Genomic DNA, 25,288 nt, shown 5'->3' on the forward strand with positions numbered 1-25,288 from the left:
CGTGGCGGCAGCGCCGCGTCCGGACTCGCGATGATCAGAACAGTCCCCTGAGGGAGACCACGGCGACGACGCCGGTCACCAGTGCGAGGATGATGCTCTCGGTCCGCCACATCACCGCCAGCACGAGCGCGGTCGCGCCCCACTCGGCCGGCCCGCCGGCCGCCAGCTCCGGCCCGAGGACGGCGATCACGATTGCGCCCGGCAGGACGTCCAGCCCCGCCTGCAGGCGCTCGCTCACCTCGACGTGGCGGACGAGCCAGATGCCGCCGACCTTCGCGACGACGGTGACGACGGTCATCGCGAGGATGACGCCGACGACCAGCGGATCCAGCGAGAGGACGTCAGCCATCGTGTCTCACCACCTCGACGACGGCCGCGGCGAACCCGCCGAGGGGAATATACCACTGCCCCGAGAGGACGTTCGCGGCGAGGACGCTCGTCGCCAGCGCGACGAGCCACGGTACCAGCGTCGACCGGCCGTCCCACAGCTCGACGGCGAGCGCGACGAAGACGGCCGCGAGGATGAAGTCGACGCCGTACTGCGCCGGATCGCCGACGGACTCGCCGGCGAGGACGCCCAGAACCGTCGACGCGACCCAGCACAGCCAGAGCGCGACGCCGCTGCCAAGCAGGAAGGAACCGCGGCGACTCCCTGACGCGAGCTCCTGCATCGACAGCGCCCAGTTCTCGTCTGCCATGAGTACGAGACTCGAGTAGATCTTGCCCGGCGAGAGGTGGCGAAACCACGACTGCAGCGCCGCGCCCATCAGAGCGTAGCGCACGTTGACCGCGAACGTCGTGGCGACGATCGCCGCGATCGGGAGCGGATCCGCCCACAGTTCGACGGCGATGATCTGGGAGGCGCCCGCGAAGACGGTCATGCTCATTAGCGCCGCCTCCGCGAGGCTCAGCCCCGCCTGATTCGCGAGGACGCCGAACGCGACCCCGTAGCCGCCGACGCCGACGGCGACGGGCAGACAGGCCAGAAAGCCGGCCCGCAGCCCGTCCCAGCCGAACGTGACGGACTCGCCGTCCGGCACCGGTGTTGTCGCCGTTGTCGACGAATCCGTCGGGTTGTCGTCGGAAGCAGCAGTAGCGTCGCTGTTGCCGCCGTTCGATGACTCCGACGCTTGAGCGGACGGGTCGTCCGAGTCGAAATTCCTTGCCATCGCGACCTCTAGTTCACCCTCCGATCACCGCCGCGTAAAGCGTTCTCGAAAGCGGCGATGGGACCGCCGTGCGATGGCGGGTCCGATCGCGGCGTTCGATCAGTCACAGACGTACGCTCCGTACAGCCACAGGCCGCCGCCCGCGACTGCGAGACCGAAACCGACCACCGGCTCGCTCGAGACGGCGATCCACGCGCCGAACAGCAGACCGAGCAGTCCCAGATAGCTGCAGACCTGCTGGAGCCGCGTCCGTCCGTCCGGACGGTCGGAGACGGCGGCAGCAAGATCGAGAAGCAGATCGAGGACCATTCTCGACCGTAGCTATTCCAGCTCCGTTTATAGCTTTTTTCTAACAAGTCTCGCGTACGTCGTTCGCTGACCGTCGGCCGTCGATCGACCGATTTCTGCCGCCGCCGACCACCGCGGACCGCTCCCGTTAGCCGCCGGCGACCGGCGGAAACACCGAGAGCCGATCGCCGTCCTCGAGGGGCGTCTCCGGGCCGACCATGTGGGTCACGTCGCGGCCGTTTTTCAGCACGCTCAACTGCGGCCTGATCGCCCGTCCCGACTCGTCTTCCTCGAGCAACTGGCCTTCGAGACCCTCGTACTCGGCCTCGAGGGCGGCCAGCACGTCGCCGACCGCGGCGTCGTCCTCGAACGTTTCGGTCCGTTCCTTCTCGCCGACGGCCTCCCGAAAGGTCGCGAAAAACCGCAATTCGAGATCCATATCTATCGATAGTCGCGGAATCGCATAAGTTCGGGTGGCTCCCGCCGCCGACCGGCTCGCGGATCGATCAGGCAGCCGAGGCCGCCGCCGAAGACGTGTAGCTGACGGCGTCGAAATCGGCGGTTTCGAGCGCGTCGTCGATCGCGCCGGCGCCGTGATCCGTCGCCGCGTCGGCGTCCTCGGCGTCGACGACGACGGTCACGGAGAACTCGAGGACGATCGTGTACGGATCGAAGGGCGCGGTCGGATGCTCGTACACCTCGGCGTCGTCGATCTCCCAGTCGGCGATGGTTCCCTCAGCAGCGAGGTGCTTGAGGCTCTCGGCCAGTTGTTCGGTCGCCTCGTCGCAGGCGGTCGTGTCGCTTCCCCCGTGAAGGGTGACGCGGGTCGTCCCGGCCCGCGAAACTGCAAACTCCATACCGTTTCCTATCAACTGCGCGAATTTGAAGCCTTGGTCTGTATTCACACGCCGCCCGCGACGGTCCGTCCGACGCGCTCCCGAATTAGTCGTCGCGAATCGCGTCGTACAGCCCCGCCAACTGCTCGAGGGAGTGATCGACCGCGAGCATGTTCCGGCGACGCCGACAGAGGTCCGAGAGCCGCTCGCATTCGGCCAGCGTCCGGCGGATCGCCCACCGAAACGCCTCGCGGTCGCCAGGCGCGTACCGGTAGCCGGTCTCGCCCTCGATGATGCCGTCCGCTAACGCCCCGGCGTCGGCGGCGACGACCGGCGTCCCGCAGGCGGTCGCCTCGAGCGCGACCAGGCCCTGCGTCTCGACCGGACTCGGGAAGACGAACGCGTCGAGCGCCGAGTAGAACGCCGGCAGTTCTTCGCGCTCGAGGAAGCCCAAAAACCGGACGTCGGCGTCGGTCGCCGCGGCGCGAGCCTCGAGGTCGTCGCGGGCGGGTCCGTCGCCGGCGATGACGAGCGTCCAGTCGGTACCATCGACGGCGTCGATCGCCTCCTCGAGGTTCTTTTCGGGACCGTGTCGACCCGTGTAGCCCAGCAGCGGCCCCTCGCTCGAGAGGCCGTAGCGCTCCCGAAGGGGCGTCGCCTCGACCGGCCGGAAGAAGTCGACGTCGATGCCGTTCGAGACGATCGTCGCGTCGACGTCCGCACCGACGCGCTCGAGCAGATGCCATCGGGCGAACGACGTCGGCACGGTCACGTGATCGACGCGCTCGAAGAACGCCCGCTCGTAGGCGCGGCAGGCGCTCTTGAGCGGTTCGACCGCCACCTCGGGGACGTGCTGGTTCACGCGGTCCTCGAGGAGCGTGTGGTAGGTGGCGACGACGGGAACGTCGCGATCGCGTGCGAACCGGACGCCCGCGAACCCGACCGTGAAGGGCGTGTGGACGTGGACGATGTCGGGCGTGCCGAGGCCGTCGGGAGCCACCGGCACTCCGAGGCGGTAGCGCGGGTACAGCGGCGCGCCGACGCTCGGGAGCGCGTACTCCCCGTCGCCGGGTTCGTACCCGGCCATCTCGGGGAAGACGATCGCCATCGATCCCCGACGGCGGCCCCATCGCTCGCGCCACAGCGCAACCGTGTAGGTGACGCCGTTGACCGTCGGTCGGTAGAGGTCGGTGAACGCGGTGACGACGTTCGTCTTCGCCATCGCTCGACGCTCCACCGCCGCCCGTCAAAGCCGTTGCGAAAGTGACAGCTCCGCTCGAACGGCGATTTCTGGCTCGCGACTCGTCGTCAATCGTCGGCCGCGACGGAGTCGGTGGTACCGGACCGTCGGCGATCGACCCGGAACGTCACGTCGTGGTCCGCGAGCAGCGATCGCACTCGCTTGACGCCGCCCTCGGTATCCCACCCCTCGCAGGTGTAGTGTCTGTACGGGTGGCGCAGCCACGAGTACTCGCGGTGGGCGAACACGTCGACGGCGCCGGCGCCGTCCTGAAACAGCGCGACGTGGAGTTGCCACGTCGCCAGCGGCGATCGCCGCCGGGCCCAACTCCCGGCCGACAGCCGGCCGTCGCGGTGGATCTTCAGGGAGGCGATCGGTTCCGGTTCGAACGCCATCGCCTCGAGGTCCGCCCGGAACGTCTCGAGCCCGTACGGGATCGTCCCGACGTACTCGTCGGGGTGCTGGAGACACTGGGCGAACCCGCCGAACGGTTCCTTGATGCGGTGAAGCGTCGGGAGAACGCGACGGCGCACGCGCGTCGTCAGGTCGATCGCGTCGGCGGCGTCGCGGTCGTCGGTCGAGGCCACGGATAGTCCACTAGTCACGGGCGAGCGCAAAACCGTTGTGGCTCCCGGCGATCCGGCGTCTGGTATCCGTCGACGACCGTGAATTCCGCTCCCGGAGGAATATATAGCACTCCGGAACGAGCGCCTCGAGGGAGCCGATCGCCGGTGGCTGCCGGCGCCTGCTATAGATCCTGGAGTCGAATGCCGTCCTCGACCAGCCGGGCGTTGCGCTCGCGCTCGAGGTGGTCAGCGAGGTCGTCGTGGTCGTAGAGTTGGGCGATGACGTCGGCGTACAGCGTCCGCCACGCGATCGCGTAGATCGGCGACTGGCCCCACGCTCGCAGCTCCGGCACGAGGTCGTCGTAGGTGTCGCGGCGCTCCTCGAAGCGCTCGATTGCCTCGAGGACGCGACCGGCCGCCTCGCGGTCGTCGTCGGCGTCCTCGATCGCGCGGTTGAGTCGCTGTTCCCAGCCGGCGACGGCCTCCTGCATGTCCGCCGCGGCGGCTTCGTCGTCCTCCGGCAGTCGTTCGAGAACAGGTTTGGGCACACCGAGTGAGAGTTCGTCCATACTGTGAGTATGGAACGCGGTCGGCAAGAAACTACGGCTAGATAGCTGTGTGCTGTTCGCTCTAGTCATTAGAAGAAATAACTAAATGCGGTAAAATGGGTATCTACGGCAAATTCACTCGCCGTTTGTCAATATAACGTTCTTTACTTCTTCCAATAACAAACTACCATCAATATTTAGGTACCATCTCGGTAGCACAATAAACAGTAATAAGATCAACATGCTAACAGTAGCCCTTTGATTGAACCGGCCTACTGCCTCCAGACGTGGCAATGAATCAACTATCGAAGTAAACCAGGCCGGGGTAAGACCGACGATGCCGCTGATACTGATGGCACTGAGTAAAATTCCACCGACAATCATCAACATGAGCGCAACTATTGAACCGACTTGTCTCTCCGTCTGGGATAATATAGCATCAGAAAACGCTGATATTCCGGCGACACCAATCACGATATAAAATCCCGTTTGTAGTATTGATCCCTGGCTCATCAACCAAATATAGATGCTTGATCTACTTAAATATTATCCAACCATTAATAATCTATCTGTATTATCATACTTAAAAGTATTATATCAGTAAGAATGTTGGGTGTTATTATAAATACAGAGATCAATAGAGCGATTAGATCCAGCTATTATTAGGGTTGTCCTGTGGATCCACTTTTGGACCTACCCCCGGGTAGAGTGTGATACTAACACCGCATCCTTCATTGTTGGCACAAATGACAGCTGCAGAGACACCTGCCGCTGCTGCGACCACCCATGCGGGAACAGCACCAGGGCCAGAAATCACACCCGCACCAGATAGCGCTGCTATGATCCCTGTACCTGCACAGACACGACCTGACCAGTAGTTATTTAAATACACTGTCGCGCTAGGAGGGAGTGTATTAGCACTAAAATCGTTTTTACCACAATCAGAAGCCGCCGGAGTTACGATCGTTGATCGTTGAGCACGGGTAGCCGCGGCAAGATCTCCTTCGATGTACACAACTCCATCTTTTTCATCGAATTCCAGATGGCTATTATTAACGAGGTCGTTTACTTCCTCTATTCCGTCTTCCAGATTATACCTTTTCGCTGCTTCTGTAGCAGGTTCAATTTCGGTCCTAACCTTTCTATTGCTTGAGTTTCCAGCTAATTCCAGTTCTCCATTGTCGTTCAATACGATTTCTTCTGAACCTAATGCAGAACGTTGACTGTTACTTTCTTCAGCCGATGACACCGCGGGTATCACGCCCAAACCAGCGGCTGCAAAGGCACCTGATTTAATTGCTTTTCGTCTATTCAGCTTATGATCTTCTGTATTATTATCCTTCATGATGCATCTTATAATAAGTGCTTGCCAATTAAAAATATTACTAATTTAATCAGCTTAAGTATATGGGAAATTACTGGGAAGTATAGTCGGATTCAGCATATATTGATGAACCAGTCTACCTGGGACCTATATACAGGAACGCACCTATATACAGTAAATAAACATCATGATGGGTTCCACGATTCGATATCAATTGCTATTAATGGACGGAGGAGTTGCGCACGTTTCTCCGGTAAGTCAGTAACCAATATCTCAAGTGTTTCTTGCCAACCTGAAATCAGCTCTCTCACCTCTTCTTCGGGGAGAAGATTCCAAGCGTTCCACGGATCCGGATCACCAGCCTTGTACTGTTCTCCATCTAATATGAATTGGTCGAATTTAAAGTACACATCTCCAAACTTTTCTGCCTTTTCCAAACCAAATTCTCCTGATTCAGATATTATTGACACAATACCGGCGATAGTGCTGAATATATTTGCTTGCTTTCCAACTATTTCTAAATACCTTTTTCGACTTGGTTTAGATCTTAATTCTTCCATATCTCCTCCCCACATAGGCATAATATTTCTACAATAGTAATCAATAACACTATCCTCCAGCCTAGTGAGTTGTTGGACAAGTAGTGATTGAAGCAGTTCTTTGCCGATTAAAACGTTCTTTTTATAGCTATCAATCACATCTCCATCAATCAGATCATCTACTATATCATAATACTCTATAAATGTAAGTGTAAATGACATTAATTCACTGAGCAACTCTCCGTTAGAATGTGACAAATACAACTGTTTAGTGATAAAGGGGAATGTAAGCATTGGTTTGTAATTTCTTTTCGGGAATATATCGCTAGAAGAAAAAGCCAACGATCTAATGTATTCTCTCTTCTCTTTCCGGTCGATCTCACTGAGGATATCTTCTATATAATAATCGATTTCGCTTTGAAAAGCAGTTATCTCTTTCTGGAATTGGTATAGATCTTCTTCTGACAAATATGTTGGTTTCCTGTACATCGGAATAGGATTTATTTGCTGCTATATTATATCTTACTGTATGAGGTAAGTAAAAAATACTAAGTAATGTATCTCACCACGTGGTCTAAGTACTATGTGTTAATTTATTAAATTAATATATAAAATCAGTCATGCTGGTGGTAATTCCCGGATATGTGAACTTGGCTACTGATGAAGTCGGTGTCGGGCTATCATCACCTCGTCGACGTACTCGTCGTCGATGCGGTACTGCTCCTTGTGGACGCCCTCGCGCTGCCAGCCGTTCTCCTCGAGGAACTCGATGGCGGTTTCGTTGGTCGCCGGCAGGTTCTGGTAACACTTCCGGTACCCGGCGTCACTGGCCCACTCGAGGCCGTACTCGAGGAGGCTCGAGCCGATCCCCTTGCGGCGGAACTCGGGCGCGACGCCGAGCGTGAGTTCGGCGGTGTGGGAAAGCGACGGCAGTTCGTGGGTGTCGACGTGGAGCCAGCCGACGACGCCGGATTCGGTCTCTGCGTCGTCGTCGTCCGATTCGTCGGTCGCCTCGTCGGCCGCCGACTCGAGACTCGCGACGAAACAGACCCGCGAACGCTCCTCGTTGGCCCGCACGAGCGCCGAGTCGCGCTCGAGTCGCGTCGCGACGTTCTCGGCGACGATGTAGGGCCCTTTGTCGGCGACCTCGCGCATCGTCTCGACGATCCCCTCGCGGTCTTCTTCCCGCGCCGGTCGAACCGTGACGGTGGCGTCCTCGAGGGCCAGTTCGGTCGCCGTTCCGCCGAGCGCGAGGCGGACCTTGCCGTCGGATTCGGTCAGATACCCCCGGTCCGTGAGCCTCTCGATGCAGGACTCGAGGTCCTCGGCGGGCGGACAGACCGATTCGGTGTAGGTGCCGGATCGGGCCGGTTTCGAGTGGGTCGTTCCCGATTCGATGCGGATCGCGCGCGCGAGTTCGGCCGGTTCGACGGCCCCGTTTCGTTCGACGTACTCGTAGACCGTCCGTTCCAGTTCGTCGTCGAGATCCTCGGGCGACATCCGCGGCTGGGCGCTCATACCCCCACAACCACCAACGGGCGGTATTATTATGGACGCCGTATCGCTCCGCAATCGGTCATGACGCCGATCGAAATCCGTCGTTCCTCGCGGCCGCAGACCGCTAATTGCTCGTTGGATTCGGCCACGGAGCAGCGTTGGTCCCCGTTCGCGGCGGGGAAACCGGGTTACATCTCGAGTGACCGAACCGAGGCTGCTGAAACCGTCAGCAGTAGTTCGGCCACGAGTCGCTGATTGTTACCGTCGGAAGCGACATTCTATATCGCGCTATGTAATTTATTGGGTGCTAATCGGGCTGTGACTTCACTCGCGGCGACTCGTCGTAGACTCGGAAAAAACGGACTGCGAACGGATTCTCGAGTCGATTCCCTCAGCATGGCCGTTCGTCGTTCTCGTCTCCTCCATACACGGGCGATTTCACCGGTGTATTCGGTTCGGATCAATACAGGATCGGTATCGAGCGCGGGAATCGAGTCCATACCACTCGCCGACGGGCAGACAGCGTCGCCGCTGTGCAAGCGAACGCGACCGATCGTCCGAACCACGCTGTCGACCAGATCCTGGGCGGTCACCGATCGGCCGATCGACTAGAGAAGCGACATGCGGTTAGAATTATGATACTATGCCGTTCCGACGGGATTGGTTGCCCGGCAGCCCTATCGCTTCGGTCCGACGAGTACGCGAGACGCGACATCGGGTGTCTCCCCTCGAGGGCAATTCTAACGCCTCGAGCACCGGGGTTCGAGGGCCGAATTGACCGTCGCTCGCCGGCGGTTCTCGAACCGAGCGCTGTCGGTCGCGATCCGCCGGTTCTGCATGGTTCGGTGCCGGATGACAGGTCAGTTCGTCGACCGCGGTTCGACGACCGTTCGCGTATCGATCACCGCGCAATCGAGTGGGTCGTCGAACTGCCGGTATCCATCTCGAGTGATGGACGGATCGGCCGGTCAGTGGTCACTGCTATCAGACGACGGTTCACGTCCGTCGGTCGGCCGGACTCGCATCCGTCGAACGGCCGCGTTCGCATCCACGAGCGACCTACTGTCCGATAGACTACCCAACACAGCGCCGCTCGAGTCTGTGGCTATCGGCCCGTAACGAGCTAAAACAACCTCCATAAACCACATGTGGGGATATGGAATCCCCGATCGTTTCGGAAATTTCGGAATCGGGACGGCATCGTTTACAACGGCCGACGTGTAACCGGGTCGGTGTGATCGTCGACGGTCGCGTCCTGCGCGAGGATTTCGTGCCCAGCGAGGTGGTTCACCGCCACGACGAGGTAAACCTCCTCTCGGAGTCCCTGGAGCCACTGCTGTCCGATCGGCGGGCCGACCCCGCGTTCCTGTTCGGCCCCACCGGCGTCGGAAAGACCTGCATCGCCAGGTACGCGCTCGGTCAGTTGCGCGAGCAGGAGCCGTCGATCGACGTCGCCTACGTCAACTGCTGGCAGGAGTACACCCGGTTTCGAGTGCTCTACGGCGTCCTCGAGGCGGTCGGCCGGACCGTCGATATCCACCGCTCGACGCCGAAGGACGAACTGTTCGATCGGTTGCGCGAGACGGACGCCCGGCCCGTGGTGGTTATTTTAGACGAGGTCGACCAACTCGAGGAGACGACCGCGCTCTACGACCTCCACCGGCTGGGGCACGTCTCGCTGGTGTTGATCGCTAACCGCGAGGAGGAACTGTTCGCGAGCTTCGACGACCGGGTCCGCTCGCGGCTGCGGGCGGGGACCCGCGTCCGGTTCGACCGCTACGGGACCGACGAACTGGCCGGGATCCTGGCCGAACGGGCGGAGAAGGCCCTCGAGCCCGGCGCCGTGAGCGACGGCCAACTGCGGACGATCGCCGACGCCGCGTCGGGCGACGCCCGCGTGGGGATCGGCATCCTCCGGTCGGCTGCCCGTCGGGCGAGCCGACGGGGACTCGAGTCGGTGACCAACGGCGTCCTCGAGGCGGCGATTCCGGACGCGCGGACGGCGATCCGGCGCAAGACCGTCGAAGGACTGATCGAACACCAGCGCGTGCTGTACGACGTCATCGCCGAGGCCGGCGAGATCGATCCGGGCGACCTCTACGAGGAGTACGAGCGTCGCGTCGACGACCCCAAGACCGAGCGGACGCTGCGCAACTACCTGACGAAGATGGTCCACTACGACCTGATCGAGGCCGTCGGCGAGCGCCGCGGACGGACCTACCGGCTCGTCGGCGACGACGCGGTCGGCCGCGAGTAGCGGCCGCGTTCGCGTTCGAGGACGTTCGTCGCGACGACACGTCACGACCGGTGAGTGTACGCACCACATTTATGCCCGGCACTCGACTTGTACTGTACTACTTGTATGGGGTGTTCTGACCAGCTGACGGGCCAGTTCCGGTCCCGCGTCCGCCGGCCAGAGGCGGTCGCCGAACTCGGGCAGCGAACGCTCGAGTTGTCCGACTCCGATTCGCTTCTACTGTGGCTGTCGCCGGCGATTCGGATCGGTTCCGCCAAGCGGTCCGGTACCCGCATGCCGACGCGAGTGCGGCCGCCGGTTGGCAGACCCTACGTATATCTGTGTTCGCGGATAAACGTGGACAAGAGTGGACGATTTCAGTTCGCGATCGGGGGATCGGGATCGATCCGGCGAATACAGATCGCCGCTTCCAGGTGTTCGAGCGACTCCACGGCGCCGAGGAGTCCGAGGAACCGGGACCGTGCCGGCGCCGTCCGAGACCGACACCGCGACTGGAACCACGACCGACCATGAGTGATTCGAGACAGTTCAAACCAGAGCCAGCACAGATCCTGTTAGTCGAGGACAATCCGGGTGACGTCCGACTGACCGAAGAAGCGTTCAAGCAGGGCCGCATCGAGAACGACCTCCACGTCGTCTCGGACGGCAACGAGGCGCTGGAGTTTCTCTACCAGCGCGGCGAGTACGAGGACGCGCCGCGACCGGATCTCATCCTGCTCGACCTCAACCTCCCGCGGAAGGACGGCGAGGATGTCCTCGAGGAGCTCAAGGGGGATTCCGAACTGCGATCGATTCCGGTGATCGTCCTGACGAGCTCACGGGCCGAGGAGGACGTCGTCAGATCCTACGAACTCCACGCCAACGCCTACCTGACGAAGCCGGTCGATCCGGACGATTTCATCGAGACGGTCCGGGCGTTCGAGAAGTTCTGGTTCTCCGTCGTCCGGCTTCCGCCGGAGGGTGAGGGCCAATGAGCGGAACGGACACGCGGGCCGACGCGGACGGAACGACCGCCGAGGTCGATACCCTGGAGATCCTGCTGATCGAGGACAACCCCGGCGATGCGCGCCTGATCCAGGAGATGCTCCGTGGGACCGAGGAGCTCGCCCAACGGGTCAGCTCCGACGAATCGGCGGGGCGGACGCCGGAGATCACCCGCGAAAACCGGCTCGAGGACGGCCTCGAGACGCTCGAGGGGTCGCCGGTCGACGTCGTCTTGCTGGACCTGAACCTGCCCGACAGTGAGGGGCTGCAGACGCTCGAGACGGTCCACGACGAGAGCGGGGCGACGCCCATCGTCGTGCTGACGGGCGTCCGCGACCAGCAGGTCGGCGTCCAGGCGATCCAGCGGGGCGCACAGGACTTCCTCGTCAAGGACGAGGTGACCAGCGAACTGCTGGTGCGGACGATCCACCACGCGATCGAACGGGCCCGACAGGAGCGCGAACGCCGCCGCCAGCGCGAGCAACTCGAGGCGCTCAACCGGCTCAACCGGATCGGTCACGACATCACTCACGCGGTGATCACGACCGAAACGCGGGCCGACCTGGAACAGCAGGTTTGCGACCGGCTCGCCGAGTCCGACGCTTACCGGTTCGCGTGGATCGGCGGCGTCAACCCCGGAAGCGACCGCGTGGTTCCGAAAGCGGCGGCGGGCATCGAGGAGGGCTATCTCGACGCCGTCGACGTCAGCGTCGCCGAGGACGACGCAACCGGCCAGGGGCCGGCCGGAACGGCGATTCGAACCGGCTCGGTGCAGGTGATGAGCGACATCCAATCGGATCCGGAGTTCGAACCGTGGCGGGAGGAGGCGATCGAGCGCGGCTACCGTTCCTCGGCGGCGGTTCCGATCGTCCACGAGGATCTGGTCTACGGCGTGTTGAACGTCTACTCCGAGTCGCCGCGGGCGTTCGAGGGGCCGGAGACGACCATCCTCGCCCGGATCGGCGACGTCATCGCCCACGCAATCACGGCGATCGAGCGCAAGGACGCGCTGGTCAGTGACGCCGTCATCGAACTCGAGTTCCGCGTCGAGGAGTTGGCCCAGCCGCTGATCCGACTCTCCTCGGAGGAGGAGTGTACGATCGCGTTCGAGCAGCTGATCCACGGGGACGAGACGCTGCTCGCGTACGGCTCGGCCCACGAGGTCGATCAGGACGCGTTTCAGGAGGGGGTCGACGAGACCGACGGCTTCGGCGACGTCCGCTTCCTCGCGGTCAGGCGCGACGCCTTCGAGTTCGAACTCGTGGCGCCGGCCGCCGTCTCGCTGTTCGAGACGATCGCGACCCACGGCGGCCGCGTCCAGTCGGCGACCATCGACGACGGCGAGTTCCGTTTCGTTGTCGAACTCCCGCGGGGTCGGGACACCCGTCAGATGATCGAACTCATCCAGGAACAGCGCGATGATGTCACCTACCTCGCCCAGCGGACCCGCGAGCGCGGCGACCGCAACGATTCCGGCTCGTCGTCGGTCCTCGAGGACGACCTCACCGAAAAGCAGCGGGCGGCCCTCGAGACGGCCTACTTCGCGGGCTACTTCGACTGGCCCCGCGAGAGCACCGGCGAGGAAATCTCCGAGCGACTCGGGATTGCGCCGGCGACGTTCAACCAGCACCTCCGGACGGCCGAACGGAAGTTCTTCGATTCGGTGCTCGGCGAGCAGTAGTCGGCTGCCGATCGCTCGTTCTCGGTTCAGTATCGTCTGCGAGGTCGCCTGATAGTCGTCGTTCGATCCGAACGAACGGACGGCTTCCCGCTCCCGATTACCCGTCACGCTCGGCATCGTCGTTAGTCGACGCCTCGATACTCGGGGGATACTTACCCAGTCGCAGTTCGAGGTCGGACTGTGGGCGCGCCATACAGGTCAGCGCGTAGGAATCCGCCTCCTCGGCGGTAAGCCCTCGTGCCGCGGGTTGAACGACGTCTCCGGCGACGATTTCCGCCGTACACGCGACGCACGCCCCGACTCGACACGAGTACTCCGACGCGATTCCCGCTTCCAGACACGCCTGCAGGATCGTTTCCGTTTCCGATACCTCGAGCGTGGCGCCGCTGTCGACGAATTCGACCGTGTGTTTTGGGTTCGTCATCGTGATTCAACGCTTGCGTAAGTCGTTCGGGGTTAGTATTTCCGCTCGGCATCACAGATCGAGTGAAACTCGTCCATGATGGCGTCTCGACCCGTCTGCCATCGTTCGAACGCCGCCGGCGTCTCCGGGTACGACGCGTAGTGGTCGGCCAACTCCGTCGCGAGGTCCCGGACGCGGTACAGTTCGCGCAGTTCCGACCAGTAGCCGAACGTCGAGCAAAGCGTCTTGAGCTTCAGCCCGAGTCCCATCGAGGGCGTACCCGAGCCGCCGACCGCGTCCGCGAGTTGCTGGGCGGGCAGCGAGGCGACGATTCCCGACAGCGTCTCGGTGTCGTACGCCGTTCCCCAGACGTTGTACAGATCGATCACGGCGAACCGCTTGCCGAAGTCCGTCATCACGTCTCGGTTGTACTGCCAGAGGGCTCGCTCCGAGGGATCGCCCGTCGATATCGCCTCGATCGCCGCGTTCGCTGCCCAGTGTCCCGCGTTCGCTGCGCTGCCGATTCCGCCGCCGGTCACCGGATTGACGTGGGCGGCTGCGTCTCCGACCGCCAGATACCCCGGTGCGACGGCGGAATCGTACGGTCGGCGGGTCGGAAGCGCCGCACCGAGCTTGTTTTTCACCGTCGCGTTCTCGAACATCGGTTGCCGCCGGAGATCACGTCGTAACGCGTCGACGAGTTTCATCGGTTCCTCGGTCATCTGGAAGCCAAGGCCGACGTTGATCTCCGTCTCCGAGCGCGGGAAATACCAGAGATAGCCCAGTTCGTCGGTGGGTTTGAACACGATCGCGTCGTCCCAGTCGACCGGTTCCGGGACCTCGATGATTTCCCGGTAGGCAGAACAGAACTGAGAGTACCGGACGTCCGTGTCGAAGGTCGTCCCTGAGAAATTGGCCCTATCCTGAAGTATCGACAGCGCGCCGGCGGCGTCGACGGTTATCGGCGCTTCGTAGACGATCTGCTCGCCATTGCGTTTCGCATGGACGCCAGTTATTCGTGCCCCCTCTTGGCGGACGTCAACGACTACGGTATCGTATTCGACCGTCGCGCCGAGTCGCTGGGCCTCCTCGAGGAGGATTTCACCGTACCGTTTCCGATCGACGACAGCACCTCGCTCTCCGAACTCGACCTCAAGTTCCTGCTCGTGATGGGGGTTCCGAAACACCGCACGACGGATGTTCCGGTTCGTAAACGACGCGTCCTTGAGATAGTCGACGTCGATGACGTCGGGAAACGCGCTCGTGCCTTTGATCGCGTCACCGCAGGCGATACGGCCCGCTTCGGACTCGCTTTTCCGCTCGAGTACGACGACGTCGAGGCCGGCGTCGGCGGCCGTGGCGGCGGCGAACGTCCCGGCAGTCCCGCCGCCGACGACCACGAGATCGGCGCGTCGGTGGGTGCTGGATTCGACCATCGAGTATCTGTAGCTGATCGCGCTGTTCGGTAAAATTATTGAAACGTAGTGCCACTTTCGGCGCGTTTCTCGGCTCTGAGCGAACGCGACGAGCGTCGAGCAGACCCCCGAATCGGCAATCGAACGGAAGATGTCGTAGGTATTTATACGCGACTCGAGACCGAAATCATATGTCTGCGTTGCGCGAACTTGGCGTATCGAGTTACGAGGAGTCCGCGTATCGGACGTTGCTCGTGACCGGTCCGTCGACCGCCGCGGACGTTGCGACGGCCAGTGACGTCCCGCGAGGGCGGATCTACGACGTTTTGAACGGGCTAAGTGCCCGACGGTTAGTTCGAACTCGATCCGCCGATCCGAAGCGGTACGTCGCCGTGGAGCCGGAGACGGCGGTCGACCGACTTCTGGCGGAGCGACGGGACGAACTGGTCACGAAGTGGACCCGCTCGCTGGAAGTCGCCGACCGGCTCCGCTCGGACCTCGTTCCGCAGCCATCGCGCGACGGACACTTCTGGCCGGGATCGCTCGGCAGCGACGGGATGCTCACGGCCCTGCGACACCACGCTCGAGCGACCGACGAGCGGGTGCGGATGATCGCTGGAATTCCGTACGAGTACGCCCGAGCAGACGCCCTCCGTTCGGAAACGGACGTCTTCTTCGAGGAACTCGCGGGGGATATCGACGTCGACCTCGTTTGCAGTGCGGGCGTCCTCGAGAAACTCGCGGATTCGATTCCGTCGGCCGCCGCCGATCATGCCGCCGACGTTCGAGTGCGAGGGGTCCCTGATCTACCCCTCTCGTTCGACATCGTTGATGGGACGACGGCGACGATCGAGATCCCCCATCCGCGGACGAACACCGATCGGTTCGGCGTGATCGGTCTCACCGACTCCCGAATCGTCAACCGACTCGAGCGGCAGTTCCAGCAACTCTGGGACGAGGCGACGCCGGTATTGTGATCGTTCGAGCCGCCGCCCCTGCCTTCCTCGAGACTCCGTCGATCGCGCGGCTCGTCGCGGGTTTTCGCTACTCGGCTCCCGGTCGGATTTAGGTCGTGCGAAAAATTATAAGAAAATTGAGAAGTTATATGTGGGTGGGCGTCCTCTACTAGATCGTAATGAGTACGCAGAAGTCCGTTCAGCAGGAGGCCGGCACCGTCGAGGAGAACGCGCTCAGACTCGAGCCCGAGAAGGCCGAACAGATCATCGAGGCGCTGAACCGCGACCTCGCGGATTCCTACGTCCTCTACCACCAGCTCCACAAGCACCACTGGAACGTCGAGGGCGCGGAGTTCCTCGATATCCACGTCTTCCTCCAGGAGGTCTACGAGGACGTCGAGGAGGCGGCCGACGACCTCGCCGAGCGGCTCCAGGCGCTGGGCGGCGTTCCGCATGCGAACATGACGACGCTGGCCGAGAAGGCCACCGTCGAGCCCGAGGACGAGGACGTCTACGACATCCGGACGTCGCTCGAGAACGACCTCGAGATGATGGGCGACATCATCGAGAGTAACCGCCAGCATATCGAACTCGCCGAGAACTTAGGCGACCACGCGACGGCCCAGATGCTTCGCGACCAGCTCGTGACTATCGAGGAACACGCCCACCACATCGAGCACTACCTCGAGGACGACACGCTGGTCCTCGAGTCGGCGACGAACTAACGGGCCAGTCGACGCGACGACCCGCGACTACTCGACGGACGGCGGCCGTTCGTCCGCCTCCGCTTTTTCCGCGTCGAGCAGCGTTTCGGCGACCCGGTCGGTGACGACCGAACTGACGCTTCCCACGAGTTGCATCGCCTCTCGCCGCGGCTCCGGGAGCTCGAGGACGTCCCGAAAGAACGTCGAGAGGACGACGTAGCGCTCGTGGAGCTCGGCGGACGTCTCCCGGCCACGGTCGGTGAGCGTCGCCCCCTCGTACGGCTCGTACTCCAGATAGCCCCGGGCCTCGAGCCGCTGGAGGGTTTCTGTCGCGGTCGACGGCGACCGGTCGAGCTCCTCGGCGACGTAGCCGGGTGCGATTGGTTCCTCGCCGTCCGTCTCCCGGGTCGCGCGATAGATCACCAGCAGGTACTGGGGCGCGTCGGTCATGCGCGACGGCGACGATACTGATCGGCGGGCGGCTGGGTCCCCCTGTCGGGCGCGTCGAGCGAGCGCTCGCACGCCGGCGGGGTCGACGGTCGTCTCGGACTGCGCTTCCGAACCGGATCGCCTTCCATGCGATTTAGGCTTACCTAAAACGTTAAAGTAGTTGCGACTGGCGACCGTTCGATCCGGAACCGTCGATGACAGGGTTTCGACGGCGTCCGTCGGTTTCCGAGAGTACCGCCACCGGATGAGCGATCACTCGTTCGGAATCTCCGTCGTCGGATCGGTCCGTCCGTCCGACGACCGCACCGACTCGAGTCGGCCGGCGAGGTTCCGCAGGAGGACGCGGCTCGAGAAGCGGAACGTCCGCCGGCGATCCCGATAATAGAACGGCCCGAGTTCCGCGTCGGGTACCGTTCGGGGGGTGACGGCCGGATCGGACAGCTTCTCGATCCCGTCGGAGAGGAGACTAATCTGGAGCGCCGCGAGACGATCGAAGACGTCCCAGAGCGTCCGGCAGTCGGCGACGCTCGTCTCCGCGGAGGCGACGATCTCGCCGCCGTCGATCGACTCGTTCAGCCGCTGGAGCGTCGTCCCGGCGCGGTCCCGCCCGTCGTGAAAGATCACCGGCGGCCCCATCCCGCGATAGCGCCGGATATCCGCCGGATGGAAGCTCACCACGCCGTGTTCCGTCGCGGTCAGGACGTCGCCGCGAATCAGTCCGAACCCGAAGCGGACGACGACATCACAGCGGTCCGCGAGCCGGGAGACGATCCCCGGCGGGAGTTCGTTCCAGCCGTCTTCGGTCCGCGGCCGACACCGGACGTGATCCGCGTCGGCGAGCGCGTCGGCGCTCTCGGTCGCGCGTCGGTGCCACAGCGGCCGTTCGTCGCCGAACAGCCGCCCGAGGCTTCGCTCCGCGAGGACGGCTGTCCACGCTCGCTCCTCGCGGAAGACCTCGACGAGTTCGACGACGTCCGCGAGCGAGAGGCGATCTTTGCTCTCGTCCCACGACTCGTCCCCGACCGCCGTGCCGGCGGCGTTGTGGACGACGAGCGGAATCTCGACGTCGACGGCGGCCTCGCGGCGGAGTCGTTCGAGGGCACGGACTTGCCACTCGTAGAGGGACGGTTCCGCCAGTACCCCGACCGCCATCTGTTCACCCCCGGACATGCGGCGGACTACCGGCGTTCCGCCCTTTGTTACTCGCGCCATTCAGGCCGAATATTCGTCCGAAATTGGGACACTCAGCGGGAGGGACGGGTTCAGCGACCGAAAGGTCGAGGTGGTCGTCGGGCGTACGCTCGGCCGTGACCGACGAAACCGACGGGATCGACGACCGCGATGACGACGGCGATAGCGCCGACGTCGCCCACGCCCGTCGCGAGTGCGACGTTTGTGGGGCGTCCGTCCCCGCGGCGACCTACCGCGAGCACCTACTCAAGGAGTGTCCGGGAGAGCCTCGCTGACCGGCCTCGAGTCCGAACGTCGACCTCACGCGCCCGCAATCCCTTTCACCGATCTCTCCGTACGGTCGGTATGAAATTCGCCGTGTTCGGCGCCGGCGGTGTCGGCGGCTACCTCGGCGCGCGACTCGCCGACGCGGGCCACGAGGTCCACCTGATCGCACGGGGCGACCACCTCGAGGCGCTCCGGACCGACGGGTTGCGCCTCGAGAGCGTCGCCGGGGAGACGACGGTCGAACTGCCCGCGACCGACGATCCGGGCGAGATCGGGCCCTGTGACTACGTGCTCTTTTGCGTGAAGGCCTACGATACGCGCGACGCCGCCGGCGACCTCGAGCCGCTGCTCGGCGAGGAGACGGCGGTCGTCTCCTTTCAGAACGGCGTCGACAACGAACGGTGGCTCGCCGAGGAGATCGGCGACGAGCGCGTCGTCGGCGGCGTGGCCTACATCTTCTCGACGATCGGGGAGCCGGGCGTCGTCGAGCATACCGGCGGCCCGGCGCGGTTCGTCTACGGCGAACTCGACGAGCGGCGAACGGATCGGATCGAGGCGCTCGACGACGCGCTGTCGGAGAGCGAGGGCGTCGACGCGGTGCTGGCCGACGACATCCGCGTCGAACTCTGGCGGAAGTTCGCGTTCATCTGTGCGCAGGCCGGGATGACCGCCGCGACCCGGCTCCCGGTCGGCGAGATTCGGGACACCGACGCCTCGTGGGCGATGTACCGGCGGCTCCTCGAGGAGGTCTGTACCGTCGCTCGGGCGGAAGGCGTCGACCTCCCGGACGGCCTCGTCGACGAGTGGCTCGAGTTCGCCCGGGAGCTGGATCCGGAGATGTACTCCTCGCTGCAGTACGATCTGACCCACGACAAGCCGATGGAACTCGACGCGCTCCACGGCTCGGTCGTCCGCCACGCGGCCGACTGCGGCGTCGACGCGCCGATGAACGAGGCCGTCCACGCGATCCTCCGTCCCTGGGCCGACCGGAATCGGAAGGACGACTGAGAGTGAACCGTCGGTCGACACCCCGAGTGCGTACGGACGAATCCGTGCGACCGCGTTTTCCCATCGCTCGTGGATTCTCAAGACTGTTCTCTCGCAGCGAGATGCGGGGAAAATATTATGCGGACCGTTGGACTCACACCGACCAGTGACGGGACAGCACGGCTCTCGACTCTGGAAGTGTCCGAAATGTGACCGATCGGTAAACCGTTTCGTGAACGGCTGTCGGTGTCCGTTTTGTCGGGAGACCGTCGCCGACGAGTGTGACTGCGAGACGATTCACACGACCTGACCGCGAGGGTTCGCTTCGAGCCGCCGCCGTCGGTTCGGATCGCGTTAGGCGGTCTCTGACGATCGATCGAGCGCGCTCGCTACTTCTCTTCGACGTGGCGGATCTCGCAGGCAATTCCCCGAGAGCTCTCGCACATTTCGCGGCCGAACATCTCCGCGCGGCCGACGGCGAAGGCCTTCGGCCCCTCGACGACGACCTCGTCGCCGACGCGGATCTCGTCGTCGGCGTCGACGACGCCCGGCGCGAGCACGCTGCCGTGGGGGACGAAGCCGTCGATCTCGACGCGCTTGGTGGGCGCGTCGCCCTCGACCCACCGCTTCGCGCCCTCGAGCGTAAAGGAGAGCGTGCCGTACTGGGGGACCATCGTCGCGAGCTGGGTCTCCTCGCTATCGCGGACCTGGATCTTCGGATAGCGACTGGTCGTCTGGATGTCGTCGAAGAGGTCGTCGCCGGCGCCGTCGCCGAGCAGGTAGTCCGCGATGGCGCGGACGGTGTTGTGCTCGCGCTCGCGCTTGGAGTACTTCAGCTCGCCCGACAGCGCCGTTCCGAGATTGGAAAGGGACTCGTCGTCGGTGGGGTGGCCGCCCTCGGGAACGGTGTACGTGATATCGAGGTCGAGGGCCTCCTCGACGCGTCCGACGATGTCGCGGTAGCCCTCGTCGGGGACGTGGGCGATGATCTCGGGGTAGTCGTTGCGCTCGAGGTAGCGCTGCAGGACCTCGCTCACAAATTCCTTCTCGTCTTCGGACCACCGCCCCGTGACGACGGTGTCGTAGTGTTGGGCCGGATAGGTCGTCTCGAGTTCCTGCGGGACGACCCCGATGGGGCTGGTCATCGAGACGAGGTGGGCGCGCCACTGGATGACGTCGTGGAACTGGCCGTGACTCTGGGACTCGCTGTAGGGTTTCGTTGCCGAACAGGGGACCAGCACCAGCGGATTCTTGAAGCGATTCTGGTAGCGCGTGGTCACGCGGTCGGCGTACCGCTGGATCTCGACGCGTCGGAGGGTGTCCTCGGTCGCGGCGTTAATCTCCGCGTCTCGGAGGATGGGCGTGCGCTCCTCAAGGTAGCCCCACTCCGCGTCCAGTTCGCGCACGGCGGCGGTGAGCCACTGGTCGTGGCGGGCCTGTCCCTCGACGTAGTCCCGGAGGCGGCCGTCGCGGATGCGTCGGCGGACGATGCCGAGTTCGGCCGCGAGGGCGTTTCGGTTGTGCTCGGCGCAGTCCTCGCGGGTGAACTCCTCGCGGGGCTGCTGGCAGGCCGAACACGAGCAGGGGAGTTCCTCGAGGTCCTCGAGGAAGTACGCCTCGTCGGTCGTGAGATAGCGGCCCTCGGTGCCCTTCACGACCGCGGCGGTCTCGTCGAAGAGGTCGACACCGGCGTAGGCCAGCACGGCGACGTTGCGCGGCGTGGCGACGCCCGAGAAGTAGAGGGCGGTGTCGGTCGGAATCGCCTCGTGGACGTTCACGACGGCCTCGACCAGCGCCGCGCCGTGACCCGTAATCGACTGGACGTCGGAAACGGCGTAGGCGTCGGTGCCCTGCTCGTCGACGTGCTCGCTCGAGACGACCGCGACGCTCGGGTAGTCGACCTCCGGGTGATCGACCGCGAACGACTCGCGGACTTCCTCGGCGGTGCCGCCAGGGAACGCCCGGTGGGGGAGGACGGTGAGCGTCGACTCGTCGCCCTCGGGAAGCTCCCGATCGGCGCTCCACAGCGATCCCGCGTCCTCGAGGACGTCGTCGACGAGCGCGGGGGTCGTCACGGGCGACTCGAGTCGGAGTTCGCCCACGCGAGCGGCCCCATCGCGCTCGTGGACTTCGAAGTAGTCGGTCATACCCGATATGGGCGGGGGAGCGCGAAAGAGGCTGTCGGTCCCGACGCCGGAATCGCGACCGACTCTCCTTCTCGGTATTGAATATAATGATTAATAGACTCGGGAAAATTATATGAACGTCGGGGACCTTGCCGCTATCAATGACAGAACACTACGAATGTTCGAATTGCGGCTCCGAGCTGCACTACCGAACGACGAAGCACAACGGCTGTCCGAACTGCGGCACCGTCCCGCTTCACAGCGCCGACTGAGGACCCGACCGTCGCGCGATCGATCACGCTGACTGCTGACTGATCCGCGAGTCCGGCGTGTCCGCCGATTGTCGCGGTACCCGATATTCTATTCGGTGGCATATGCGAGTCGATACCGACGGTCAGGCGCGCCGAGACGCCGGTTTTCTCTACCGCGGTTCTTCGGAATTGCACCGCTCTACGCGGTTCCACGGAATCGCGCCGTCGCCGACGTGTGGCCGCGGTTGAACGAGAGCACCTCGAGTTCGATCACGTCGCCGACCGAGAGGTCGCCGGGGACCTCCTCGACGAAGACGACGAACCCCTCGATCTTGCAGACGGCCCGCCGCTCGCCGGTGTGGTGTTCCGTGAACTCGTGGACGGCGGCCTCCCTGACGTCGCCGAGATCGACCGGCGGCTCGCGCTCCTGGGCCGCCTTGTGTTTCTCGTAGGACTGCCGACGTCCCGCCGATCGACCGCCCCGGACGCGCTTACGCAGCCACGAGCCGACAACGAGAACGACGAACACACCCGCGACGAGGGCGAACACACCGACGGGCGACGCGGCGCCGAACATACGCGAGGGTGGCGTCGCTTGCGCCTTTGCTGTTCCGATGCCGCGCCGTCGGCGCCGCGGCGACGGGCCGAACCAAAAGCGCTTGCTGCTGGCCCCGAAACTAGCGCTATGGCGTTCGAACTCGACGAGATCGACAGGGGGATCCTCCATCGGCTGCAGGGCGACGCCCGCCACACGACGGCGGCGGACATCGCCGGCGACGTCGGCGTCACGGCCAACACCGTCCGAAACCGAATCCGACGACTCGAGGAGGCGGGCGTGATCGCCGGCTACGTCCCGATTATCGACTACGAGCGGACGGGGAAATCGATGCACATGGTCGTCCAGTGTACGGTACCGATCCACGAGCGCAGCGACTTGGCGGAGACCGCCCTCGGGGTCGACGGCGTGGTCGGCGTCCGCGAACTCATGACCGGACACCGGAACCTCCGGGTCGATCTCGCCGCCGAGAACAGCGAGGAGATCACGACCGCCGTCAGCCGCCTCCAGCGCGCCGGACTCGAGATCGAGGCGGAGGAACTCATCAAAGCCGAGTACCGCCAGCCGTTCGACCACTTCGGAACCGATGCCGTCGATAGCTAACTGCAAGCCCCGATTGATCTCGACTCCGCTCCGAAACCGGCGATATTTTTCGGAAACCGAGATGAATACCGCTGCTATTTCGGTAACGCCGAAATACCCGCTACCCTTTTATGGATAGGAACGGTTGAGTACAACGTGAGTAATTCATTCATCGGTTCGATCGACGACGGGTTCGACGGGGACATCAGCATCGCCGTCGTCACTGCGGTCGCGACCAAGCGCGACGTCGAGCCGACCGAGCTACCGCCCCTCTACGAGTCGATCGATCCTGATGCCCTGGACGCCCTCTTCGCACCGACGCGAACGAGCGGTCCGCGCCGCGGACGTCTCGAGTTCACCTACGACGGCCACGCGATCGTCGTCGAGTGTGGGTCCGACCTCGAGATTACGATCGACGGCACCCCGGCGACGGCCGAGCCGATTTCGGCCGGCCGCGCCGATCGACTCGGCGACTCCCGGACCGGCGCCTGAAGCGCCGGTCGACCGCGACGCTGCCACAGTCTCCGCGTCAGCCGATCGCTGAATTACTGCTTTTCAATTACGTACCGCGGAGAGTCGTCGAAATCGCGTTCGCTCTCCTCGCGCATTCGTCACGGCGGTCGTCGCCGCCTGAACGGCTCGAGGGCGATCAATCCGACGTGAGATCGATCAACTCGACGGACTCGGGAACGCGCTCGAGGACGCCGGCGGGCCAGCCGCGGTGGCCGAGCGCGAGGTCGGCGTCGGGGTTCACCTCGGCGAGTCGCGCGACGCCGTTCGCCGCGGCCGACAGGGCCGCGCGGTCGGTCCGCTCGGGAACTTCGGCCGTGAGCGGGTAGGATCTCGAGAGCGCCCGCGGGAAGGGACCGAACGGCGGTTCGACCCGCCAGGAGTCGTCGAACTCGTCGCCCCGGGCCGGCTGTCCCTCGGTGAGAAACAGCGAGTCGGGGACGGAGAGGCGCTCGAGGCGCCGGTGGTGGCGGACGACCTCGGGGCGGCGAGCGCTCTCCGACGAGACGTGGAAGAACGCGCCCTTCGAGACGGGGTCCGATCGCTCGAGTTGCTCGGCGTGGTCGAGCAGCGCTCGGTAGCCGTCGAGCATCGTCGGGTGCGAGCGGGCGCGTTGCTCGACCAGTTCCAGCAGGTTACCCGCGCGGATGGCCTGTTTGATCCGGCGAATCTCCGCGAACGTGACGTGGAGGTTGTGAGCGGCCAACTCCTCCTCGCGTTCGTCGTCAGGAAGCGCGCGGAGGTCGTCCGGTGAGTGGCTGGTGCAGACGGAACACGAACACGGCAGGTACTCGAGGTCCTCGAGCAGCCGCGTGCCCCGGACCGTGAGGTAGCGGTCGTCGCGGGCGTAGAGCGCATAGGCGGCGGAGTCGAACAGGTCACACCCCATCGCGACGCCGAGCGCGAACATCATGGGGTGGCCGGCGCCGAAGAGGTGGACCGGCGCGTCGGCGCCCAGACCGCGCTTGGCGGCGGCGACGGCGTCGACCATGTCGTCGTACCGGTAGTCGTTCATCAGGGGAACGACCGCGCCGACGGGGAAGACGTCGAGGGTGGTGCCGTTGGCGTGGCGGCCGGCCGCCTCGCGGAGGTCGGGGTAGGTCGATCCCTGCACGGGCGCCGACACGAGCATCTCGCCAGTGTCGACGCCCTCGGCGATCTCGAGGCGTTCCTGAGTCGTCTCGAGTTCGGCTTCCGCGCGGTCGCGAGGGACGTCCGGCGGCGTCGGAATGTCGACGGGCGTGGCGATATCGGAGCCGATCTTGTGTTGGAACTCGAGGATCTCCTCGGTCGTGACGTCGATGTCGCCGTATTCGGAGAGCTGAAAGGAGCCCGAATCGGTCATGATCGCGCCCGGGAAATCGAGCAGTTCGTGGAGGCCGTCCTCGAGGGCCCGCTCGCGGACGTCGTCGGTCCCGTGGATGATATACGAATTCGTGATGAGGATCTCGGCCCCGAACTCGTCGGCGAGGCGACGAGGGGCGATCGTGTCCAGATTCGGATTGATCACCGGGAGCAACGCCGGCGTTTCGACGGTGACGTCGGCCCGCGGAACGGTAAGTTCTCCGATACGTCCGCCCGCGTCGGTGTCCCGAAGTTCGAAGCTCTCGCGCATCGACCGCCCCTTCGGCCGTCGGACGTAAGTCAGTGAAGGTTTGCGACCGATCAGCTGTCGGAACGGTATACATTCCGAGAGCGTCCGTCCTGAACGCGTCGGTAAACGTCTCGTTCCGTCCAGTCTGGTATAATCTCCCATCGTCTGCAAGCACAAGTTCGATTTCACTCACTGAGGTGATAATTATCATCCGATTCACCCTGATCGCCTCGATAGCTGTGACTATAATCGACCCCGACAGGTGAACGCGAGATTAGGGACTGTTGCACGATTCCAACACCTCTTTTCTCCGAGATAATCTCGAAACAGTCGCCTCGTTTTAGCCTGAAACCGCTGGTAGGATCTA

At 63.6% G+C, this 25,288-nt stretch carries 28 protein-coding genes; 9 read left to right on the plus strand and 19 right to left on the minus strand.

What is annotated here, in order from left to right; all coding sequences use genetic code 11:
- Positions 1-34 precede the first annotated feature (34 nt).
- The 12 genes from EH209_RS09830 to EH209_RS09885 all read right to left on the minus strand — a co-directional run bounded on the left by EH209_RS09830 (position 35) and on the right by EH209_RS09885 (position 8,028).
- Positions 35-349, minus strand: a complete 315-nt coding sequence (locus tag EH209_RS09830) for an AzlD family protein (RefSeq protein WP_126662745.1) — start codon at positions 347-349, stop codon at positions 35-37.
- Complete coding sequence (locus EH209_RS09835; protein ID WP_126662746.1) at positions 342-1,169, minus strand: AzlC family ABC transporter permease; 828 nt, start codon at positions 1,167-1,169, stop codon at positions 342-344. The genes EH209_RS09830 and EH209_RS09835 overlap by 8 nt, the downstream gene beginning before the upstream one ends.
- 99 nt (positions 1,170-1,268) lie before the next feature.
- Positions 1,269-1,478 (minus strand): hypothetical protein, encoded by a 210-nt coding sequence (locus tag EH209_RS09840; protein WP_126662747.1) that lies wholly within the window; start codon positions 1,476-1,478, stop codon positions 1,269-1,271.
- 127 nt (positions 1,479-1,605) lie between these two features.
- Positions 1,606-1,896, minus strand: coding sequence for a ubiquitin-like small modifier protein 1 (locus EH209_RS09845; RefSeq protein ID WP_126662748.1), 291 nt, complete (start codon positions 1,894-1,896; stop codon positions 1,606-1,608).
- A gap of 67 nt (positions 1,897-1,963) precedes the next feature.
- Positions 1,964-2,314, minus strand: a complete 351-nt coding sequence (locus tag EH209_RS09850; protein WP_126662749.1) for a hypothetical protein — start codon at positions 2,312-2,314, stop codon at positions 1,964-1,966.
- Between the two features lie 85 nt (positions 2,315-2,399).
- Entirely contained in the window at positions 2,400-3,515 is a 1,116-nt protein-coding gene (locus tag EH209_RS09855; protein WP_126662750.1) for a glycosyltransferase, read from the minus strand.
- Positions 3,516-3,601: 86 nt separating this feature from the next.
- Complete coding sequence (locus EH209_RS09860) at positions 3,602-4,120, minus strand: hypothetical protein (RefSeq protein ID WP_126662751.1); 519 nt, start codon at positions 4,118-4,120, stop codon at positions 3,602-3,604.
- 161 nt (positions 4,121-4,281) lie between these two features.
- Positions 4,282-4,668: a hypothetical protein gene (locus EH209_RS09865; RefSeq protein ID WP_126662752.1), complete on the minus strand. Its 387-nt coding sequence runs from the start codon at positions 4,666-4,668 to the stop codon at positions 4,282-4,284.
- Positions 4,669-4,782: 114 nt separating this feature from the next.
- Positions 4,783-5,160, minus strand: coding sequence for a hypothetical protein (locus EH209_RS09870; protein ID WP_126662753.1), 378 nt, complete (start codon positions 5,158-5,160; stop codon positions 4,783-4,785).
- Between the two features lie 133 nt (positions 5,161-5,293).
- Entirely contained in the window at positions 5,294-5,992 is a 699-nt protein-coding gene (locus EH209_RS09875; protein WP_126662754.1) for a hypothetical protein, read from the minus strand.
- Positions 5,993-6,156: 164 nt separating this feature from the next.
- A complete protein-coding gene (locus tag EH209_RS09880; protein WP_211338343.1) occupies positions 6,157-6,978 on the minus strand; it encodes a hypothetical protein in 822 nt (273 codons plus the stop codon).
- A 186-nt stretch (positions 6,979-7,164) separates the two neighbouring features.
- Positions 7,165-8,028: a GNAT family N-acetyltransferase gene (locus EH209_RS09885; RefSeq protein WP_126662756.1), complete on the minus strand. Its 864-nt coding sequence runs from the start codon at positions 8,026-8,028 to the stop codon at positions 7,165-7,167.
- Between the two features lie 1,213 nt (positions 8,029-9,241).
- Between EH209_RS09885 and EH209_RS09890 the strand changes: the two genes are divergently transcribed.
- From EH209_RS09890 to EH209_RS09900, 3 genes are all read left to right on the plus strand, one after another.
- Positions 9,242-10,264: a Cdc6/Cdc18 family protein gene (locus tag EH209_RS09890; RefSeq protein WP_126662757.1), complete on the plus strand. Its 1,023-nt coding sequence runs from the start codon at positions 9,242-9,244 to the stop codon at positions 10,262-10,264.
- 509 nt (positions 10,265-10,773) lie between these two features.
- Positions 10,774-11,238, plus strand: coding sequence for a response regulator (locus EH209_RS09895; protein ID WP_008896088.1), 465 nt, complete (start codon positions 10,774-10,776; stop codon positions 11,236-11,238).
- The gene (locus EH209_RS09900) at positions 11,235-12,929 is read left to right on the plus strand and encodes a bacterio-opsin activator domain-containing protein (RefSeq protein WP_126662758.1); all 1,695 of its coding nucleotides are present in this window, start codon (positions 11,235-11,237) and stop codon (positions 12,927-12,929) included. The genes EH209_RS09895 and EH209_RS09900 overlap by 4 nt, the downstream gene beginning before the upstream one ends.
- A 97-nt stretch (positions 12,930-13,026) precedes the next feature.
- Here the strand turns inward: EH209_RS09900 and EH209_RS09905 are convergent, their stop codons facing one another.
- Both EH209_RS09905 and EH209_RS09910 read right to left on the minus strand, forming a co-directional pair.
- Complete coding sequence (locus EH209_RS09905) at positions 13,027-13,353, minus strand: 2Fe-2S iron-sulfur cluster-binding protein (protein ID WP_126662759.1); 327 nt, start codon at positions 13,351-13,353, stop codon at positions 13,027-13,029.
- A gap of 32 nt (positions 13,354-13,385) precedes the next feature.
- The gene (locus tag EH209_RS09910) at positions 13,386-14,768 is read right to left on the minus strand and encodes a geranylgeranyl reductase family protein (RefSeq protein ID WP_126662760.1); all 1,383 of its coding nucleotides are present in this window, start codon (positions 14,766-14,768) and stop codon (positions 13,386-13,388) included.
- 170 nt (positions 14,769-14,938) lie between these two features.
- Between EH209_RS09910 and EH209_RS09915 the strand changes: the two genes are divergently transcribed.
- Both EH209_RS09915 and dpsA read left to right on the plus strand, forming a co-directional pair.
- Positions 14,939-15,724, plus strand: a complete 786-nt coding sequence (locus EH209_RS09915; RefSeq protein ID WP_126662761.1) for a TrmB family transcriptional regulator — start codon at positions 14,939-14,941, stop codon at positions 15,722-15,724.
- Between the two features lie 158 nt (positions 15,725-15,882).
- Positions 15,883-16,428, plus strand: coding sequence for a DNA starvation/stationary phase protection protein DpsA (dpsA, locus tag EH209_RS09920; RefSeq protein ID WP_126662762.1), 546 nt, complete (start codon positions 15,883-15,885; stop codon positions 16,426-16,428).
- Positions 16,429-16,455: 27 nt separating this feature from the next.
- Here dpsA and EH209_RS09925 read toward each other — a convergent pair whose 3' ends face one another.
- On the minus strand, positions 16,456-16,857 hold the full coding sequence (locus EH209_RS09925; RefSeq protein ID WP_126662763.1) for a metal-dependent transcriptional regulator: 402 nt from the start codon (positions 16,855-16,857) through the stop codon (positions 16,456-16,458).
- Between the two features lie 252 nt (positions 16,858-17,109).
- The gene (locus EH209_RS09930) at positions 17,110-18,027 is read right to left on the minus strand and encodes a formyltransferase family protein (RefSeq protein WP_249038779.1); all 918 of its coding nucleotides are present in this window, start codon (positions 18,025-18,027) and stop codon (positions 17,110-17,112) included.
- A gap of 137 nt (positions 18,028-18,164) precedes the next feature.
- Here EH209_RS09930 and EH209_RS24005 point away from each other — a divergent pair, with 137 nt between their 5' ends.
- Together EH209_RS24005 and EH209_RS09935 are read left to right on the plus strand one after the other, a co-directional pair.
- Positions 18,165-18,323 (plus strand): hypothetical protein, encoded by a 159-nt coding sequence (locus EH209_RS24005; RefSeq protein WP_164722021.1) that lies wholly within the window; start codon positions 18,165-18,167, stop codon positions 18,321-18,323.
- 70 nt (positions 18,324-18,393) lie between these two features.
- Complete coding sequence (locus EH209_RS09935) at positions 18,394-19,323, plus strand: 2-dehydropantoate 2-reductase (protein WP_126662764.1); 930 nt, start codon at positions 18,394-18,396, stop codon at positions 19,321-19,323.
- A 368-nt stretch (positions 19,324-19,691) separates the two neighbouring features.
- Here the strand turns inward: EH209_RS09935 and arcS are convergent, their stop codons facing one another.
- Together arcS and EH209_RS09945 are read right to left on the minus strand one after the other, a co-directional pair.
- Positions 19,692-21,449, minus strand: coding sequence for an archaeosine synthase subunit alpha (gene arcS, locus EH209_RS09940; RefSeq protein WP_126662765.1), 1,758 nt, complete (start codon positions 21,447-21,449; stop codon positions 19,692-19,694).
- 429 nt (positions 21,450-21,878) lie between these two features.
- Positions 21,879-22,256: a TRAM domain-containing protein gene (locus EH209_RS09945; protein ID WP_126662766.1), complete on the minus strand. Its 378-nt coding sequence runs from the start codon at positions 22,254-22,256 to the stop codon at positions 21,879-21,881.
- 108 nt (positions 22,257-22,364) lie between these two features.
- Here EH209_RS09945 and EH209_RS09950 point away from each other — a divergent pair, with 108 nt between their 5' ends.
- Together EH209_RS09950 and EH209_RS09955 are read left to right on the plus strand one after the other, a co-directional pair.
- Positions 22,365-22,838 carry an Lrp/AsnC family transcriptional regulator gene (locus EH209_RS09950; RefSeq protein ID WP_126662767.1) on the plus strand — a complete coding sequence of 158 codons (474 nt, stop codon included), beginning with the start codon at positions 22,365-22,367 and terminating at the stop codon, positions 22,836-22,838.
- Positions 22,839-22,973: 135 nt separating this feature from the next.
- Positions 22,974-23,309: a HalOD1 output domain-containing protein gene (locus EH209_RS09955; protein WP_126662768.1), complete on the plus strand. Its 336-nt coding sequence runs from the start codon at positions 22,974-22,976 to the stop codon at positions 23,307-23,309.
- Positions 23,310-23,466: 157 nt separating this feature from the next.
- Here the strand turns inward: EH209_RS09955 and tgtA are convergent, their stop codons facing one another.
- Entirely contained in the window at positions 23,467-24,942 is a 1,476-nt protein-coding gene (gene tgtA / locus EH209_RS09960) for a tRNA guanosine(15) transglycosylase TgtA (RefSeq protein WP_126662769.1), read from the minus strand.
- Positions 24,943-25,288 lie beyond the last annotated feature (346 nt).

It is taken from the genome of Haloterrigena salifodinae (genome assembly GCF_003977755.1).
Lineage (GTDB): Archaea > Halobacteriota > Halobacteria > Halobacteriales > Natrialbaceae > Haloterrigena > Haloterrigena salifodinae.

What these genes read in the sequence shown, in the direction of transcription:
- EH209_RS09855 (WP_126662750.1), bottom strand. Translation starts at nt 3,515, where the DNA reads ATGGCGAAGACGAACGTCGTCACCGCGTTCACCGACCTCTACCGACCG.
- EH209_RS09885 (WP_126662756.1), bottom strand. Translation starts at nt 8,028, where the DNA reads ATGAGCGCCCAGCCGCGGATGTCGCCCGAGGATCTCGACGACGAACTG.
- EH209_RS09915 (WP_126662761.1), top strand. Translation starts at nt 14,939, where the DNA reads ATGTCTGCGTTGCGCGAACTTGGCGTATCGAGTTACGAGGAGTCCGCG.
- EH209_RS09845 (WP_126662748.1), bottom strand. Translation starts at nt 1,896, where the DNA reads ATGGATCTCGAATTGCGGTTTTTCGCGACCTTTCGGGAGGCCGTCGGC.
- EH209_RS09935 (WP_126662764.1), top strand. Translation starts at nt 18,394, where the DNA reads ATGAAATTCGCCGTGTTCGGCGCCGGCGGTGTCGGCGGCTACCTCGGC.
- dpsA (WP_126662762.1), top strand. Translation starts at nt 15,883, where the DNA reads ATGAGTACGCAGAAGTCCGTTCAGCAGGAGGCCGGCACCGTCGAGGAG.
- EH209_RS09840 (WP_126662747.1), bottom strand. Translation starts at nt 1,478, where the DNA reads ATGGTCCTCGATCTGCTTCTCGATCTTGCTGCCGCCGTCTCCGACCGT.
- EH209_RS09900 (WP_126662758.1), top strand. Translation starts at nt 11,235, where the DNA reads ATGAGCGGAACGGACACGCGGGCCGACGCGGACGGAACGACCGCCGAG.
- EH209_RS09895 (WP_008896088.1), top strand. Translation starts at nt 10,774, where the DNA reads ATGAGTGATTCGAGACAGTTCAAACCAGAGCCAGCACAGATCCTGTTA.
- EH209_RS09870 (WP_126662753.1), bottom strand. Translation starts at nt 5,160, where the DNA reads ATGAGCCAGGGATCAATACTACAAACGGGATTTTATATCGTGATTGGT.
- arcS (WP_126662765.1), bottom strand. Translation starts at nt 21,449, where the DNA reads ATGACCGACTACTTCGAAGTCCACGAGCGCGATGGGGCCGCTCGCGTG.
- EH209_RS09950 (WP_126662767.1), top strand. Translation starts at nt 22,365, where the DNA reads ATGGCGTTCGAACTCGACGAGATCGACAGGGGGATCCTCCATCGGCTG.
- EH209_RS09850 (WP_126662749.1), bottom strand. Translation starts at nt 2,314, where the DNA reads ATGGAGTTTGCAGTTTCGCGGGCCGGGACGACCCGCGTCACCCTTCAC.
- tgtA (WP_126662769.1), bottom strand. Translation starts at nt 24,942, where the DNA reads ATGCGCGAGAGCTTCGAACTTCGGGACACCGACGCGGGCGGACGTATC.
- EH209_RS09945 (WP_126662766.1), bottom strand. Translation starts at nt 22,256, where the DNA reads ATGTTCGGCGCCGCGTCGCCCGTCGGTGTGTTCGCCCTCGTCGCGGGT.
- EH209_RS09905 (WP_126662759.1), bottom strand. Translation starts at nt 13,353, where the DNA reads ATGACGAACCCAAAACACACGGTCGAATTCGTCGACAGCGGCGCCACG.
- EH209_RS09930 (WP_249038779.1), bottom strand. Translation starts at nt 18,027, where the DNA reads ATGTCCGGGGGTGAACAGATGGCGGTCGGGGTACTGGCGGAACCGTCC.
- EH209_RS09830 (WP_126662745.1), bottom strand. Translation starts at nt 349, where the DNA reads ATGGCTGACGTCCTCTCGCTGGATCCGCTGGTCGTCGGCGTCATCCTC.
- EH209_RS09910 (WP_126662760.1), bottom strand. Translation starts at nt 14,768, where the DNA reads ATGGTCGAATCCAGCACCCACCGACGCGCCGATCTCGTGGTCGTCGGC.
- EH209_RS09875 (WP_126662754.1), bottom strand. Translation starts at nt 5,992, where the DNA reads ATGAAGGATAATAATACAGAAGATCATAAGCTGAATAGACGAAAAGCA.
- EH209_RS09835 (WP_126662746.1), bottom strand. Translation starts at nt 1,169, where the DNA reads ATGGCAAGGAATTTCGACTCGGACGACCCGTCCGCTCAAGCGTCGGAG.
- EH209_RS09925 (WP_126662763.1), bottom strand. Translation starts at nt 16,857, where the DNA reads ATGACCGACGCGCCCCAGTACCTGCTGGTGATCTATCGCGCGACCCGG.
- EH209_RS09865 (WP_126662752.1), bottom strand. Translation starts at nt 4,668, where the DNA reads ATGGACGAACTCTCACTCGGTGTGCCCAAACCTGTTCTCGAACGACTG.